Below are 15,583 nucleotides of genomic sequence, written 5' to 3'. Positions count from 1 at the left end.
TTTATCTTCTAAATTAAAACAAAAAAACCACACGAAATCGTGTGGTTTTTTTATTTCTATAAGCAGGAGGGTCTTACTCCTCAATAACCGTTTTTACTTCTACAGTTTTATTTTCTTCTCCTTTTAAAGTTGCTACTTGCTCTTTTACTTCTTCCAAAGAACCTGTAATCACTTCTGCATTGCTTTCTTTAACTCCGTTCTTCATTGTCACGGTAGTAATTGTAGCCATTGCCATTTTATCTGTATCTGCAGTTATTTCTACTTTAATTTCTTTTCTAATTTCTGAAGTATTGTTTGCAACCCCCTCTACAGCGTGTCCACCTAAGATTGGCGCAATGACCAATCCTATTAAACAAGTTAACTTAATTAAGATGTTCATAGAAGGACCTGAAGTATCTTTAAATGGATCACCTACCGTATCACCAGTTACAGCCGCTTTATGTGCCTCAGAACCTTTGTACGTCATTTCTCCGTTAATCTCTACACCTGCTTCAAAAGATTTTTTTGCGTTATCCCATGCACCACCAGCGTTGTTTTGAAATATTGCCCAAAGCACACCAGAAACAGTAACACCTGCCATATAACCACCTAACATTTCAGCAATTGCTAAATTATCCATACCAAAAATCATAGGAACAAATGCAATTACCAAAGGAAATCCGATTGTTAACAATCCTGGCAACATCATTTCTTTTAAAGAAGCTTTGGTTGAAATGGCTACACATTTATCGTATTCTGGTTTCCCAGTACCTTCCATAATTCCTGGAATATCTCTAAACTGTCTACGTACTTCTTGCACCATTTCCATAGCCGCTTTACCTACTGCATTCATTGCCAAGGCAGAAAATACTACGGGTACCATACCCCCGACAAACAACATAGCTAAAACCGGTGCTTTAAAGATATTTATTCCGTCTATTCCTGTAAACGTAACATAGGCAGCAAATAATGCCAATGATGTTAATGCAGCAGAAGCAATAGCAAATCCTTTTCCTGTTGCTGCAGTTGTATTCCCTACTGAATCTAAGATATCTGTACGCTCTCTCACTATAGGTTCTTGTTCACTCATTTCTGCAATACCACCTGCGTTGTCAGAAATTGGTCCAAATGCGTCAATTGCCAACTGCATAGCAGTGGTAGCCATCATTGCAGATGCTGCAAGGGCAACACCGTAGAATCCTGCAAAAGCATAAGAAGCCCAAATTGCTCCAGCAAATAACAATACAGAAGGGAATGTAGAAATCATCCCTGTAGCCAAACCAGCAATAATGTTGGTTCCTGCTCCTGTACTAGATTGTTGTACTATTTTTAAAATAGGTTTTTTACCCAAACCTGTATAATATTCTGTAACCGATGAAATTACCGCACCTACAACTAAACCTACCAAGGTTGCATAGAATACACGCATCGATGAAATCTCAATTAATCCTTCGCCAAAGAAGTTCATTTGCATTGTTTCTGGCAACATCCAAGTAACCAACCCAAAACATGCTGCTGCAACTAAACCAATAGAAACCCAGTTGCCTAAGTTTAAAGCACCCATTACTTGCGCTTCTTTAGCATCATTACTTTTTATTTTAACCAACATAGTACCAATTATGGAAATAATTATTCCCACACCTGCAATGGCCATTGGCAATAAAATTGGTCCAATTCCTCCAAAAGCATCTTGAATTGCACCGCCCATATCTTTAATCACATAGTTACCTAACACCATAGCTGCTAATACGGTTGCTACGTAGGACCCAAACAAATCGGCTCCCATACCTGCAACATCACCTACATTATCACCAACGTTATCTGCAATAGTAGCAGGGTTACGCGGGTCATCTTCTGGAATACCAGCTTCTACCTTACCTACTAAATCTGCACCAACATCTGCTGCTTTGGTATAAATACCGCCACCTACTCTAGCAAACAAAGCAATAGACTCTGCGCCTAGAGAAAATCCTGCTAGCGTTTCCAAAACGATTGTCATATCCATCGTATTGGTCCAAGTGCTATCCATAAAGAAATAGAAGAAACCAATAAAGAAAGTAGTAAGTCCTAAAACTGCCAAACCGGCAACTCCAAGTCCCATTACTGTACCTCCACCAAAAGAAACCTTAAGTGCATTTGGCAAACTTGTTTTTGCAGCTTGCGTAGTTCTCACATTTGTTTTGGTAGCTATCTTCATTCCTATATTACCTGCATAGGCAGAAAATATTGCTCCAAAAATAAATGCCACAACTATTAACCAATGTGTTGTTGGCACTACAAAGGATACAATCGTTAAAAGTATACTCACAATTACTACAAATATGGCCAACAATTTATATTCTGCCTTTAAAAAAGCGAGAGCTCCTTCATAGATATGGTCCGAAATTTCTTTCATCTTACCATCTCCGGCATCTTGCTTCATTACCCATGATTGTTTTACAACCATATAAATTAATCCTAATACTGCCATGGCAATTGGCATATAAATCATCATTGATTCCATATTATTTTATTGTTTGTTAATTATTTAGCGGGGCAAAAATAGGAAAATCAACCTTAATACAAAAGCCCTTGCAAATGTATCTGCAAGGGCTTTTGATTTTATTTAAAGCGTACAATTCTTAAATTGTAAAATTACCGTTCACTTTATGCTCACTTTCATTGTATCTATTTATACATTTATTAAGGATATCATAGGCTTCTTCAGCATTTCCCCAGCCACCAACATCTACTTTTTTCTTTTCTAAATCCTTATAAACTTGAAAAAAATGTTCAATTTCTTTAATCTGATGTGGGTTCATATCAGATAAATCGTTCAAATTATTCCAAATAGGGTCCGAAACTGGAACACATATAACCTTTTCATCAGGCCCTTTTTCATCAGCCATATGAAAAACTCCTATTGGTTTTACTTCTACAACACACATAGGAAATGTTGGCTCCCCACCCATTACCAAAACATCTAATGGATCCCCATCCAATGCTAAAGTTTCTGGTACAAAACCATAATCTGCTGGGTACATCATTGAAGAAAACAACATTCTATCAAAACGAATTTTTTTCAATTCAAAATCATATTCATATTTATTCCTGCTTCCCTTAGGGATTTCGATCAACACATCAAAAGATGTTTTACCTTGTTTTGTCATTCTTATTGTTAATTATATTACAAAAATAGTTTAATCTAAACGAAATAAAACCGTTTTTAGTTTAAATTAATGGGAACATTTTATCAAAAACTAAATCCAAAAGAGCCGGTAACACTAAATGGTCTGGCATTTGGATTCTCTAAATAATTCCCTCTAAAGTTAAAATCTACTCTTAAAATTTTAAAAATATTACCTACTCCAAACGAATACTCCCAATACATTTTATCAGATGGTGCTAATAGCGGAATATTGGTTGGGGCACTCAAGGCTATGTTTTCGGTCGACAATTCTCCCCAAACTCCACGTAACCCCACAATTTCACGTAAATTTAATTTCCGCATAAATGGAATGCGCGAAAATATTCTGCCATTAAAATTATGCTCTAAGTGTACTGCGGCATAGGTATCTGTTACAAACTCGTAAAAGTCTAAATTGGGAAAGGTATTGTAAATTGAAAATAAGGTCTGGTTCCCCGGTATCACATTCAACAAACCTAAAGGAACTTCTCCAATTGTTTTACCCACCTCTACGGTACTGTACAACCTTCCAAAACCTCCTATCTGCCATGGCTGACCGTAAGAAAACTGAATTTTATCATATTCAAAATCACTTTCCATTGACCCTTTTATACCTCGGGTATAATTAAATAACAAGGTACTATATTCATCATTAATATCTTTTCGCTCTACCCCGTACCCAATAGTTCGTTTGCCTGGAGTATAAACTAAGGTTGTAGTAAGGTCTAGTTGTTTTATTTCGGATGATACTCCCGTAGGCGATTCCGCATCTACATAATCCAAACTAAAGGCATCGGGCAAGGCCGAACTTAGCTCTCTAAAAGAACCGCCAAGTCGTACTCTTAAATTGTGCACGGGTTCAACCTCTAAACTCAAGGCCGACAATTGTATATTTGTTAACCGATCATTAGACCCCACCGTAAAAACAGAGGAAGAAGCTATACTTCTACCCATCACATCGTTGGTTGCGGTTAAACTCAAACCCAATTGCTCTATATCTTTCCGACTACCACCAGAAATAATCAGCCTACTTTTTTTATCGATAAGCCACTTTGCAGAAAAGCCGTGTTTTATTTTTTCATCTTTTAATCCATAGGCCAAATAACCCTCTAAACGCCAAGGATCATTTTGCCCAAAAAATGTTCGAGCCCCTCCTCGCATACGAACACCCTCTGCATCATTATACCCAAAAACACTATAGACATCACCAATATCTATATTCCATTTATCAATCTCTATATAGCCAGAGCCTAGTATACTCACAATATTATAATAGCTTTTAAACTTGGGAATGGTTTTTAGGGTATCTAATAGTTTATACACCCCCTTTTCATCTTTGTTTAAGCCCTCAAGCCTATTCACACTCCAATAGGCATCATCCCTACTAAATGCTTCCGGATTGTATTCTTCTCCGGTATCCTTATAAAACTTTTTATCTTTAGGAATGTCAAATATATAATTGTCGTAAACCGTAGTACGCTTGCCGTAAATTCCTTTCGACTTTTCTTTTTTGCTCAAGCTAAAATCACTCAGCATATAATCGCGTTGCAACAGAAAAACCGAATCATTAACCACCTCAAAGTCTTGTTCAATATAAATTTCCTTAACCCAGTTTATATTAGCACTTTTGGTAACTTCTAAATTTATTTTTTTGATGGCGTAGGTAGAATCGTTAACCCAAAAGTCTCCCTTAAAAGTCAGCTCATTTTTACGCCTTGGATAATACACAATATTATAACACCACTTATTGTCAATATAAGCACTGTCTGACAGGGCATAATTGTAGACATCTATACCCGTTTTTGAAAGCGGACTGGTAAAACTTTTATCAAAAAATTTGAGGTAATTATTGTAAATATCGTAATCTGAATACAAATCTTCAACAAAGGCCGTTATCGCTTGATTGTTTGTAAATCCCGAGTTTTTACTACCCTGAAGCGATTCTTTTTTAAGTCCTAAAACATTATCACCATTGACTTTATGAAAGGTTTCATTGATAAAAACCGGCAAATATGTTTTCCCCGTAATTCTGGAGGTGTCCAAATCGTCAAAAACAAACTCTAAGCCCTTAAACATTCTACTTTTAATAACAGAGCTATCTATGGTATTTAGGTCAAATTCAATTTTCTCATACTTATCATACTGGTACTGTTGATACTTATAAACGCCGTTTTCTCTCTTTTTTGCCCAAATCTTCTTCAGAATATCAATAGCAGGATTGTTTTTTTTGGATAGCTTACCCGAGTAAATTACAACTTCGTTTAGCTGTTCGCCAGACTCCATTAATGTAATTTCCATTTCATAAGTTACTTTTTTTGTCAAACTTATGTCTTGTTTTTTATATCCTATAAATGAAATTTGTAGCGTTTCATAGGTGCTCTCAGACTCCATATAAAACCTACCGTCATCATTGGTAATAGTACCTTCCGTAGAATTTTTAAAAAGCACATTCGCAAAAGCAACAGGATCCCCAAATTCATCAATGACAATACCACTCACTTTGGTTTGTGCCATTGCTATCACGGTACCTAAACTAAACAGAAGCAATAGAAATTTCTTCATAACGCTTATTAATTAAGAACAAGACTACAATTTTTATTCCAATGAAAAAAGCTTTGCCATTACTGACAAAGCTTCTCTATTTTTTTTTAAGAAAACCAGCCTTCTTATTTGTACATTACTTTTTTAACAGCCTTTACAACATCGTTCTTGTTTGGCAACCAAGCTGCAAACAATTCAGGAGAATAAGGCGCTGGAGTATCCGCTGTATTTATACGTTCAATAGGCGCATCTAAATAATCAAATGCGTTAGACTGTATATGATAAGTAATTTCCGAAGCCACATTGCCAAATGGCCAAGCCTCTTCTAAAACTACAAGTCTATTTGTTTTTTTAACCGACTTTAAGATAGCCTCATAATCTAAAGGTTTTACCGTTCTAAGATCTATAATCTCACAACTAATACCTTCTTTTTCTAATTCGTCTGCCGCCTTATACGCTTCCTTAATAATTTTACCAAAAGAAACAATAGTGACATCTGTACCTTCTCTTTTTATATCTGCAACACCCAATGGTATTGTAAATTCTCCTTCTGGCACCTCTCCTTTATCACCATACATTTGCTCAGACTCCATAAAAATAACTGGATCATCATCTTGAATAGCAGCCTTTAGCAAACCTTTAGCATCCATAGGATTAGATGGCACAACCACTTTTAAGCCCGGACAATTCGCAAACCAGCTCTCAAAAGCCTGTGAATGTGTTGCCGCCAATTGACCAGCCGAAGCTGTAGGTCCACGAAAAACTATAGGACAATTAAATTGCCCACCAGACATTTGTCTAATTTTAGCCGCATTATTTATGATTTGATCTATACCAACCAAAGCAAAATTAAAGGTCATATACTCTACAATAGGTCTATTTCCATTCATTGCAGAACCAATAGCTATTCCAGAAAAGCCTAATTCAGAAATAGGAGTATCAATTACTCGCTTGGCTCCAAATTCTTCCAACATCCCTTTAGATGCCTTGTAAGCACCATTATATTCCGCTACTTCTTCACCCATCAAATAGATAGATTCATCTTTTCGCATCTCCTCAGACATAGCCTCAGCAATTGCTTCTCTAAACTGTAATGTTTTCATTTATGTTGAATAAATTAGTATAATCAATAAAACGCTAGCAAAAATAGCAAAATATCTTTCAATTAATGAGCACCACATCGTAAAAAAAAATATAAATTTGTTATGCATGCATAGTAAATTAGAAAATTATTAGCTATCTTAGCACTGTTATTTTAAATTTGATAAAACATGAAAATATTAGTCTGCATAAGTAACGTACCAGACACTACTTCTAAAATAAATTTTACAGAGGGTGATACGAAGTTTGATACTAACGGTGTACAATTTGTAATTAACCCGAATGATGAATTTGGACTTACAAGAGCAATGTGGTTCAAGGAAAAACAGGGCGCAACGGTTCATGTTGCCAATGTAGGTGGTACAGCCACTGAACCCACCATCCGAAAAGCACTAGCCATTGGCGCAGACGAAGCTATCCGTGTAAACGCAGAACCTATAGATGGTTTTTATGTTGCTCAACAATTAGCGGAAGTTGTAAAAAACGGAGGATATGATCTAGTTATTGCTGGTCGTGAATCTTTAGATTACAATGGTGGTATGGTTCCAGGAATGATCGCTACCCTATTGGATATGAACTTTGTAAACACTTGTACAGGTTTGGAGGTTGATGGCGATACCGTAACTGCTACCCGAGAAATTGACGGTGGTAAAGAAAAGATTAGCACCTCTTTACCTCTAGTTATTGGAGGTCAAAAAGGACTAGTTCAAGAAAGTGATTTAAGAATACCCAACATGAGAGGTATTATGATGGCTCGTAAAAAAGCATTAACGGTAATAGAACCAATCGCTGTAACCGCTGCCACAACAGATGTTAGTTTTGACAAGCCTGCTGCAAAAGGAGCTGTTAAACTCATAGACGCAGATAATATAGACGAGTTAATTAACTTATTACATAACGAAGCAAAAGCAATCTAAATATGTCAGTTTTAGTATATACAGAATCAGAAAACGGAAAATTTAAAAAGAGTGCTTTTGAAGTAGCTTCTTATGCATACGCCGTTGCACAGCAACTGGGAACAACAGTTACAGCTGTATCCTTTAATGCCGATAGCAACGACACCTTGGGCACTTACGGTGTCAACAAAGTATTAACTATTAGCAACGACAAGCTTAAAACGTTTAACGCCAAAGCATTTGCACACGCAATAACTGAAGCCGCAGAAAAAGAAGGCAGCCAAGTAGTGGTTGTTAGCTCAAGTACAGATAGTAAATATTTAGCCCCTATCGTAGCGGCTAAACTAAAAGCGGGTTATGCCCCTAACGTGGTAACCGCTCCAGAAAGTACTTCTCCCTTTAAGGTCAAAAGAACGGTTTTTAGCAACAAAGGTTTTGCTCATACCACAATTGGTACGGATATTAAAGTTATTGGCGTGTCTAATAACTCTTTTGGTGCTAAAGAAAATAGCACAACAGCAACAGCAGAAGACTTTTCTCCTTCCTTAACTGATGCCGATTTCGCTACAAAATCTGTAGAAGTAGATAAGGTAGTCGGTAAGGCAACTATCGCAGATGCAGATATTGTTGTGTCTGGTGGTAGAGGCTTAAAAGGACCAGAAAACTGGGGGATGATAGAAGAATTAGCAGAAGTTCTTGGCGCTGCAACAGCCTGTTCTAAACCAGTTTCAGATTTAGGCTGGAGACCACATAGCGAACACGTTGGCCAAACGGGAAAACCAGTAGCTAGCAATTTATACATTGCCATTGGTATTTCTGGAGCCATTCAACACCTGGCTGGTGTAAGTGCTTCTAAAGTAAAAGTTGTGATCAATACAGATCCTGAAGCGCCTTTTTTTAAGGCCGCAGATTACGGTATTGTGGGCGACGCTTTTGAAGTAGTTCCTAAACTAATAGAAAAATTAAAAGAATTTAAAGCTCAAAACGCTTAATTTTTTATAAATTGTGCCCATACTAAAGGGCTGTTTAAATACAAGGAATTCCCTTTTATTTAAACAGCCCTTAGTAATTTTAAATGTGAATATGAGTTTAGTACGACTAAAAATAAAAGGAATATCATATAGCCAAACGCAAAATGGCGCTTATGCCTTGATATTGAATGAAGTTGATGGTGATCGAAAATTACCTATCGTTATAGGTGCCTTTGAGGCACAATCTATTGCCATAGCCCTCGAAAAAGAAATTAAACCCCCAAGACCACTAACACACGATCTCTTTAAAAATTTTTCAGATCGATATGATATTGTTATCAAACAAGTCATTATACACAAACTAGTTGATGGTGTTTTTTATTCTAGTATTATTTGCGAGCGCGATAAGGTTGAAGAAATCATTGATGCCAGAACAAGCGATGCTATTGCATTAGCCTTGCGTTTTGATGCACCAATATTTACCTATAAAACCATATTAGACAAAGCAGGTATTTTCTTGAAATTTTCTAACAAAGAAGAAAAGGAAGAAGAAACGGATGATAGCATTATGGTTGATGAAATTCTTCAAGAGAGCGAAACCGTAGAGATTGAATCTAACCCTTCAGATGCCTACCGTGAATTAACCGTTGAGGAATTACATCAAGAACTCAATAAGGCTGTTGCCAGTGAAGATTATGAAAAAGCAGCCAAGTTACGGGATGAAATCTCAAAAAGAAAATAACCCTCTTTACACCATAAATAACATGAAAAAAAGTTACTGGATTCTCCTCATTGCTTTTTTTGTCATTTTCCCTTCTATCGCACAAGACTCCTTAGCTACTAATCTAGTACCTAAAACCGTTGAAACCATAACCACAAATGATTTTCCCGATCAGTTAATTGACAATCAAGGGTTTTCAATAAACAGTTTACTTCGAGGGGGATTAGGAATGCTAGCGCTATTGTTCATTGCTTTTTTATTTAGCGCCAACCGAAAAGCTATAAATTGGAGAACCGTAGGTATTGGACTGGGACTACAATTAATTATCGCAATAGGCGTATTGAAGGTAAATTTTGTTGCTAAAGTTTTTGATACTATAGGGAAGATATTTGTCAGTATTTTAGAATTTACTACAAAAGGAAGTAAGTTTTTATTTGAAGGCCTTGTTACAGACATGGATACCTTTGGGTTTATTTTTGCCTTTCAAGTACTCCCTACCATTATTTTCTTTTCGGCCTTAACCTCTGTATTATTCTATTTAGGGATTATCCAAAAAGTTGTAAAGGCACTAGCCTGGCTGCTAACCAAAACCTTAGGTATTTCTGGAGCAGAAAGCTTATCGGTTGCCGGGAATATATTTTTAGGACAAACGGAAGCCCCCTTATTGATTAAGGCGTATTTAGAAAAAATGAACAAGTCCGAAATTTTACTAGTGATGATTGGCGGTATGGCTACGGTTGCTGGTGCAGTTTTAGCTGCCTATATTGGTTTTTTAGGGGGTGATGACGAAATCTTACGACTACACTTTGCCAAGCATTTATTAGCTGCCTCCGTCATGGCTGCACCGGGAGCTATTGTTATTTCAAAAATACTATACCCACAAACCGAACCCATAAACACAGAGGTAAAGGTTTCAACAGAAAAAATAGGCGCCAATATATTAGACGCCATTGCAAACGGCACAACGGAAGGCTTAAAATTGGCTGTAAACGTAGGAGCAATGCTTCTGGTTTTTGTTGCATTTATTGCCATGATCAATGGTATTTTAGGCTGGGTGGGTGATATAGGAGACACCTCTTCCATAAACAGCTGGATAGCCAATAATAGTGTGTATGAACAATTTAGCCTAGAAGCAATTCTTGGAACCATTTTTGCGCCTTTAATGTGGCTTATTGGTGTAGCCAAAGAAGATATAATGCTTATGGGGCAGTTGCTCGGTATTAAACTTGCTGCAAGTGAATTTATTGGCTACATACAGCTAGCAGAACTGAAAGATATGGCAAGCAGCACCCATTTTACGTATAATAAGTCGGTCTTAATGGCTACCTATATGCTGTGTGGCTTTGCAAATTTTGCCTCTATCGGGATACAAATTGGCGGTATTGGTTCCTTAGCTCCTGGGCAACGAAAAACATTGTCAGAATTTGGACTTAAAGCCGTTTTAGGTGGTTCTATTGCCTCCTTGCTTTCTGCTACAATTGCTGGGATGATTTTAGGGTAAGGGCTGAAGGGAAAAAAAGCTCAATGAGAATCTTTTAGGAAACTTGATGTTTCGAATGACCTTAGTCAGTTGGTTAAAGATGTTTACTTCCCTATAGCACATCAACCTTCTTCAGACAAATCTGGACTACATTTAACTTTAGAAATAGAAATATTTTCTCCCTTTATGACAGACTAGTTAATAAGTTTTTAATATTGAAATGCATTCTAGCCTTATAATTTCTTTTACATTAATTAATTTTACAATCTAACATAACTCCTATTCATTTCATGGAGATAGATGTCATTAAAAAATGAAACAATACCACGACTTACTTACACACGTATTAGACAAAGGCAATCAAAAAGGAGATCGCACTGGCACAGGAACCACTAGTGTTTTTGGTCACCAAATGAGATTTGACCTAAGCGAAGGTTTCCCTATGGTCACCACAAAAAAACTGCATTTAAAATCCATCGTATATGAATTGCTTTGGTTTTTAACTGGAGACACCAACATTGGCTACTTACAAGAAAATGGGGTTCGTATTTGGAATGAATGGGCAGATGACAAGGGAGATCTTGGTCCTGTATACGGGCATCAATGGCGCAACTGGAATAGCGAGGACATCGATCAAATAAAAGAGGTGATCCACACCCTTAAAACCAACCCCAACAGCAGAAGAATGTTGGTTACCGCATGGAACCCAAGCGTATTACCAGATACCTCCGTTTCCTTTGCAGAAAATGTCGCGAATGGAAAGGCCGCGCTACCGCCTTGTCATGCTTTCTTTCAGTTTTATGTAGCAGACGGCAAATTATCATGTCAATTGTACCAACGCAGTGCAGACATATTTTTAGGCGTGCCCTTTAACATTGCATCCTATGCCCTATTTACGATGATGATGGCACAAGTCTGCGGTTATGAAGCGGGTGAATTTATTCACACTTTTGGCGATGCACATATTTACAACAATCATTTAGAGCAAGTAGAATTGCAACTAAGCAGAGCCATTAGACCGCTGCCAAAAATGACTCTAAATCCTGAAGTTAAAGACATTTTTGATTTTAAGTTTGAAGATTTTAGCTTAACAGATTATGATCCACACCCGCATATTAAAGGAATTGTGGCCATTTAACAAAAAAAAAAAGCTAAATACAAATTTGTATTTAGCTTTTTTTTATACCGAGGCAGAAATTACAATTCTAAGACAGAATTCTCAGTCCCAGCATAATCATTCCATTGGTAACGATCTGCCTTTGCTTCATTAACAAACTCACCATCTACCAAGTACTTAAATTCAAAAGTACCTTCTTTTGGTAATTCTAACGTTCCTTTAAAAGTTCCGTTTTTTAATTTTTTCAATTCACTTTTCTTAGGATTCCATTCGTTAAAATCTCCTACTACAGCAACTTTTTTTGCTTTTTCAGCGGGTACTGTAAAGGTTACTTTACAAACTGGTTTCGATTTTAAATACTGTTTTGCAATTCCCATAATTCTATGTTTATTTTTTCCGCAAATGAACAGCTTAAAACGCTCATTAGCAAGAATCAAGCACCGAATTGTCAATTTCATAAAACGATAAGAACATAAAGTAATTATTACTAATAATACGTTTGTAATTTTACAAAAACACAATTAAAAAAACGATTTCATACGATTTTAACATTCTATAAATCACCGAATTACCATTATACAAAGACAAAAACCAGTACAATTCTTCTAGAATACAGGGCAATGCCCTTCTAAACTATTTGAATTAATGTATATTTGGATGGATGCTCGGTATTCAAAAACCAAGATGAATGAATTGTTTTAAATTTTTAAAAAACACCTCTAAGAAAAATATAAAAATGGCACAAACCATTACAATGATAGCAGCAGCGGCAACCAATAATGCGCTTGGCAAAAACAACGATCTACTCTGGCATTTGCCTGATGATTTTAAACGTTTTAAATTATTGACAACTGGACACCCCATCATTATGGGAAGAAAAACATTTGAAAGCTTCCCCAAACCCCTGCCAAACAGACAGCATATTGTAATTACAAGAAATACAGATTACAAAATTGCCTTTGAAAATTGTGTGGTAGTCAACTCCATAGAAAATGCATTACAACTCACAAAATCTGAACCTTTAGCTTATATTATTGGAGGGGGTGAAATTTACAAACAAGGCCTACAGTATACCCACAAAATTGAACTCACCCGTGTGCATGTTAACCTTGAAGCTGATACTTTTTTTCCGGAAATTAATCCTGAAGATTGGAAACTACTCACTGAAGAATATCACCCGAAAGATGAAAAACACAAGTACGACTTCACCTACCTTAGCTACTTAAAAAAATAGCATTTTTTTAGGGACATTATTTCCTAAGGCTTATCCTCATTAAAATTTGAGGTATTCAATTTTCAAGAAGCTGTTTACATCACTTAGAAACGTACTTAAAATAGTTACATCGGCATTGGTGTAAAATTGATGTTTTACTGCATGCTTAGCCCCGTTGAGCAGCTCACCTTTTTCTAAAACTGCCTTTGTTTGTCGTGCTACGGCCTCACCAGAATCTATAATGGTAATATTGCTTGGCAACAATTCTTTTAATACAGGAATTAAGTACGGGTAATGCGTACAACCCAAAACCAAATAATCAATGTTTGCCCGAAGCATTGGCTCCAAAATTTCTTTTAACAGTATTTTTGTCTCCACTGACGAGGCCTTACCCGCTTCAATTAATGGAACGAGACCTAGCCCCTCTTTATCGATTATTGTAATGCCCTCTCCGTGACTTTTAGCCGTGCTGTGAAACAAACTACTAGACAAAGTCCCTTTAGTAGCTAAAACGCCTACAATTTTAGAATTAGACTGTAAGGCAGCCGGTTTAATTGCAGGCTCTATTCCAATAAAAGCGATATCCGTATACGTATTCCTTAAATAGGATATTGCATTGGTGGTGGCCGTATTACAAGCCACAACAATTATCTTACAGTTCTTAGCAATTAAAAGTTCTGTGTTTTTTACGCTAAGTTGTATTATGTCCTCGGGAGACTTTACACCGTAGGGAGCATTGGCACTATCTGCTAGGTAAATGGTATCCTCATTGGGGAGCAACTTATGGATCTCCTTCCAAATGGAGGTTCCTCCAATACCTGAATCAAAAATACCTATGGGCCTATTCTCCATTTAAGCTTATTATTCCATTATAAATATACTGCAAAGAAACAAAAAAGGCCATGCATTACGCACGGCCTTTTGTATAAAATTATTTTTCTTTTAGAAACCTAATTCCTTTTTAACTGCAGCTAGTAAATCTTTACCTTTTGCTACAAGAACACCAGAACCTGGGCTAGAATCTACAACATAGTCAATTCCTTGCGCAGCTGCTACTTTTTCTATAGCTAACATCGCTTTCTCTTGAATAGGTACAAACAATTCTTGTTGTTTCTTTTGCAATTCTTGTTGTGCCGCTTGCTGAGCAGTACCAATAGTTTGTTGGTATGTCATTAACTCTTCTTGTCTTTTAGCGTTCTCTTCATCCGTTTTAGACGCAGCTTCACTTTGGTATTGATTTGCTTTATTTCTCGCTTCTGTCATAGAAGCTTGTATGTCTGCTCCTAAGGTTTCGTTTAATTTTTTAAGCTCTGCATCTGCCGCTTTCATTGCTGGCATATCTGCTAATAATTCCTGTACATTGACATGTGCAATTTTCCCCTGAGCATTTACAAATCCTGAAGTAGCTACAAACAATACTAATGCAACTGCTATTTTCTTTACTTGTTTCATAATAATAATTGAGTGTTAATTTTAAGTATTTAGTTATATATAATTTGAGATTATTTTATTCGTTCCCGTTCTCTTCGGTATTTTCTTTCTTTTTTGCTTCTCTTTCTTCCAACAACTTCTTTCTTCTTGCTTCGTACGCTTTTTTGCGTTCTTCCCGCAATTTTAACTGCTCTGCTCTTTTCTCTTCCGCCGTTTTGGCTCTGGCAGCCTCAGCCTCCTTCGCTTTTTCTTGACGCTCTAATAAAGCCTCAGTTATTGGTTTTTCCGTTTCTTCAACATCATCATCAAACCTATTTCTAGTGGATGATTTCTTAGGAGCGCTTATTTTTCTAGTTCTAGATATGGCCCTAAGAACCAATTCACTAATATCATTTCTTTTTTCAGCATACAACATTACAACATCTGCTGATTTATCAAAAATAAAATCGTAATTTTTATTTTTTCCTATTTGTTGCACCTCATTGAACACTTGGTCTTGTATTGGCTGTACCAACCTCAGTTTTTGTATCACCAAATCTCCTTGTGGCCCAAACCTGTCTTGTTGATATTGCAACATTTCTTTTTCAAGAATTGCGATTTCTTCTTCCCGTTCGGCAATTAGCTCGTTCGTTAACAACACTTTCTCTGCAAGCAAGGATTGTCGCATTTTGTCGATCTCATTTTGCTCCCCTTCAATTTCTAGCTTCCACTTCTCTACCTTGTTGGCGAGCTGCTCATTTGCTTCCCTATACTCTTCTACATTCTCTAGAATGTATTCCATATCTACATATCCTATTCTTACACTACGTTGCGCAAACATACTCGTAGATACTACGAAGGCGGTAATTATTAAAAGAACTTTTGTTTTCATTTGTTTTTCGTTTTAATACATAGAAAATATCGTGCCAAAAATACTAATCATTTAGGGTTGAGATAGTTAGCATAAGGTAGCTTAGAAATATTCTTT

At 36.6% G+C, this 15,583-nt stretch carries 14 protein-coding genes; 6 read left to right on the top strand and 8 right to left on the bottom strand.

Annotated elements, in window-relative coordinates; genetic code table 11:
- Positions 1-73: 73 nt before the first annotated feature.
- The 4 genes from MWU65_RS02395 to MWU65_RS02380 form a co-directional block, all read right to left on the bottom strand.
- Positions 74-2,482: a sodium-translocating pyrophosphatase gene (locus MWU65_RS02395; RefSeq protein WP_247075479.1), complete on the bottom strand. Its 2,409-nt coding sequence runs from the start codon at positions 2,480-2,482 to the stop codon at positions 74-76.
- A gap of 118 nt (positions 2,483-2,600) precedes the next feature.
- A complete protein-coding gene (locus MWU65_RS02390) occupies positions 2,601-3,128 on the bottom strand; it encodes an inorganic diphosphatase (RefSeq protein ID WP_247075478.1) in 528 nt (175 codons plus the stop codon).
- A gap of 83 nt (positions 3,129-3,211) precedes the next feature.
- The gene (locus MWU65_RS02385) at positions 3,212-5,707 is read right to left on the bottom strand and encodes a DUF5686 family protein (protein WP_247075476.1); all 2,496 of its coding nucleotides are present in this window, start codon (positions 5,705-5,707) and stop codon (positions 3,212-3,214) included.
- 104 nt (positions 5,708-5,811) lie between these two features.
- Complete coding sequence (locus tag MWU65_RS02380) at positions 5,812-6,789, bottom strand: pyruvate dehydrogenase complex E1 component subunit beta (RefSeq protein WP_247075474.1); 978 nt, start codon at positions 6,787-6,789, stop codon at positions 5,812-5,814.
- Between the two features lie 168 nt (positions 6,790-6,957).
- Between MWU65_RS02380 and MWU65_RS02375 the strand changes: the two genes are divergently transcribed.
- From MWU65_RS02375 to MWU65_RS02355, 5 genes are all read left to right on the top strand, one after another.
- Positions 6,958-7,704: an electron transfer flavoprotein subunit beta/FixA family protein gene (locus tag MWU65_RS02375; protein WP_247075472.1), complete on the top strand. Its 747-nt coding sequence runs from the start codon at positions 6,958-6,960 to the stop codon at positions 7,702-7,704.
- A 2-nt stretch (positions 7,705-7,706) separates the two neighbouring features.
- Entirely contained in the window at positions 7,707-8,675 is a 969-nt protein-coding gene (locus MWU65_RS02370; protein ID WP_247075470.1) for an electron transfer flavoprotein subunit alpha/FixB family protein, read from the top strand.
- A gap of 91 nt (positions 8,676-8,766) precedes the next feature.
- Positions 8,767-9,396 carry a bifunctional nuclease family protein gene (locus MWU65_RS02365; RefSeq protein ID WP_247075469.1) on the top strand — a complete coding sequence of 210 codons (630 nt, stop codon included), beginning with the start codon at positions 8,767-8,769 and terminating at the stop codon, positions 9,394-9,396.
- Between the two features lie 22 nt (positions 9,397-9,418).
- Entirely contained in the window at positions 9,419-10,876 is a 1,458-nt protein-coding gene (locus MWU65_RS02360; protein ID WP_247075468.1) for a nucleoside transporter C-terminal domain-containing protein, read from the top strand.
- Positions 10,877-11,168: 292 nt separating this feature from the next.
- Entirely contained in the window at positions 11,169-11,993 is an 825-nt protein-coding gene (locus MWU65_RS02355; RefSeq protein WP_247075467.1) for a thymidylate synthase, read from the top strand.
- A 59-nt stretch (positions 11,994-12,052) separates the two neighbouring features.
- On the opposite strand, the gene MWU65_RS02350 is transcribed toward MWU65_RS02355, so the two are convergent.
- Entirely contained in the window at positions 12,053-12,349 is a 297-nt protein-coding gene (locus tag MWU65_RS02350; RefSeq protein WP_247075466.1) for an isoamylase early set domain-containing protein, read from the bottom strand.
- A 377-nt stretch (positions 12,350-12,726) separates the two neighbouring features.
- Between MWU65_RS02350 and MWU65_RS02345 the strand changes: the two genes are divergently transcribed.
- A complete protein-coding gene (locus MWU65_RS02345; protein WP_247075898.1) occupies positions 12,727-13,206 on the top strand; it encodes a dihydrofolate reductase in 480 nt (159 codons plus the stop codon).
- 39 nt (positions 13,207-13,245) lie between these two features.
- On the opposite strand, the gene murI is transcribed toward MWU65_RS02345, so the two are convergent.
- The 3 genes from murI to MWU65_RS02330 all read right to left on the bottom strand — a co-directional run bounded on the left by murI (position 13,246) and on the right by MWU65_RS02330 (position 15,487).
- Complete coding sequence (gene murI, locus MWU65_RS02340) at positions 13,246-14,037, bottom strand: glutamate racemase (protein WP_247075465.1); 792 nt, start codon at positions 14,035-14,037, stop codon at positions 13,246-13,248.
- A gap of 90 nt (positions 14,038-14,127) precedes the next feature.
- Entirely contained in the window at positions 14,128-14,637 is a 510-nt protein-coding gene (locus MWU65_RS02335) for an OmpH family outer membrane protein (RefSeq protein WP_247075464.1), read from the bottom strand.
- Positions 14,638-14,692: 55 nt separating this feature from the next.
- Positions 14,693-15,487: an OmpH family outer membrane protein gene (locus tag MWU65_RS02330; protein ID WP_247075462.1), complete on the bottom strand. Its 795-nt coding sequence runs from the start codon at positions 15,485-15,487 to the stop codon at positions 14,693-14,695.
- Positions 15,488-15,583: the final 96 nt, after the last annotated feature.

This window comes from Cellulophaga sp. F20128, from assembly GCF_023015805.1.
GTDB lineage: Bacteria > Bacteroidota > Bacteroidia > Flavobacteriales > Flavobacteriaceae > Cellulophaga.
This window is presented reverse-complemented; position numbering and strand designations above follow the sequence as displayed.

Excerpts from the sequence above, each read along its gene's own strand:
- MWU65_RS02395 (WP_247075479.1), bottom strand. The coding sequence starts at position 2,482 with ATGGAATCAATGATGATTTATATGCCAATTGCCATGGCAGTATTAGGA.
- MWU65_RS02390 (WP_247075478.1), bottom strand. The coding sequence starts at position 3,128 with ATGACAAAACAAGGTAAAACATCTTTTGATGTGTTGATCGAAATCCCT.
- MWU65_RS02385 (WP_247075476.1), bottom strand. The coding sequence starts at position 5,707 with ATGAAGAAATTTCTATTGCTTCTGTTTAGTTTAGGTACCGTGATAGCA.
- MWU65_RS02380 (WP_247075474.1), bottom strand. The coding sequence starts at position 6,789 with ATGAAAACATTACAGTTTAGAGAAGCAATTGCTGAGGCTATGTCTGAG.
- MWU65_RS02375 (WP_247075472.1), top strand. The coding sequence starts at position 6,958 with ATGAAAATATTAGTCTGCATAAGTAACGTACCAGACACTACTTCTAAA.
- MWU65_RS02370 (WP_247075470.1), top strand. The coding sequence starts at position 7,707 with ATGTCAGTTTTAGTATATACAGAATCAGAAAACGGAAAATTTAAAAAG.
- MWU65_RS02365 (WP_247075469.1), top strand. The coding sequence starts at position 8,767 with ATGAGTTTAGTACGACTAAAAATAAAAGGAATATCATATAGCCAAACG.
- MWU65_RS02360 (WP_247075468.1), top strand. The coding sequence starts at position 9,419 with ATGAAAAAAAGTTACTGGATTCTCCTCATTGCTTTTTTTGTCATTTTC.
- MWU65_RS02355 (WP_247075467.1), top strand. The coding sequence starts at position 11,169 with ATGAAACAATACCACGACTTACTTACACACGTATTAGACAAAGGCAAT.
- MWU65_RS02350 (WP_247075466.1), bottom strand. The coding sequence starts at position 12,349 with ATGGGAATTGCAAAACAGTATTTAAAATCGAAACCAGTTTGTAAAGTA.
- MWU65_RS02345 (WP_247075898.1), top strand. The coding sequence starts at position 12,727 with ATGATAGCAGCAGCGGCAACCAATAATGCGCTTGGCAAAAACAACGAT.
- murI (WP_247075465.1), bottom strand. The coding sequence starts at position 14,037 with ATGGAGAATAGGCCCATAGGTATTTTTGATTCAGGTATTGGAGGAACC.
- MWU65_RS02335 (WP_247075464.1), bottom strand. The coding sequence starts at position 14,637 with ATGAAACAAGTAAAGAAAATAGCAGTTGCATTAGTATTGTTTGTAGCT.
- MWU65_RS02330 (WP_247075462.1), bottom strand. The coding sequence starts at position 15,487 with ATGAAAACAAAAGTTCTTTTAATAATTACCGCCTTCGTAGTATCTACG.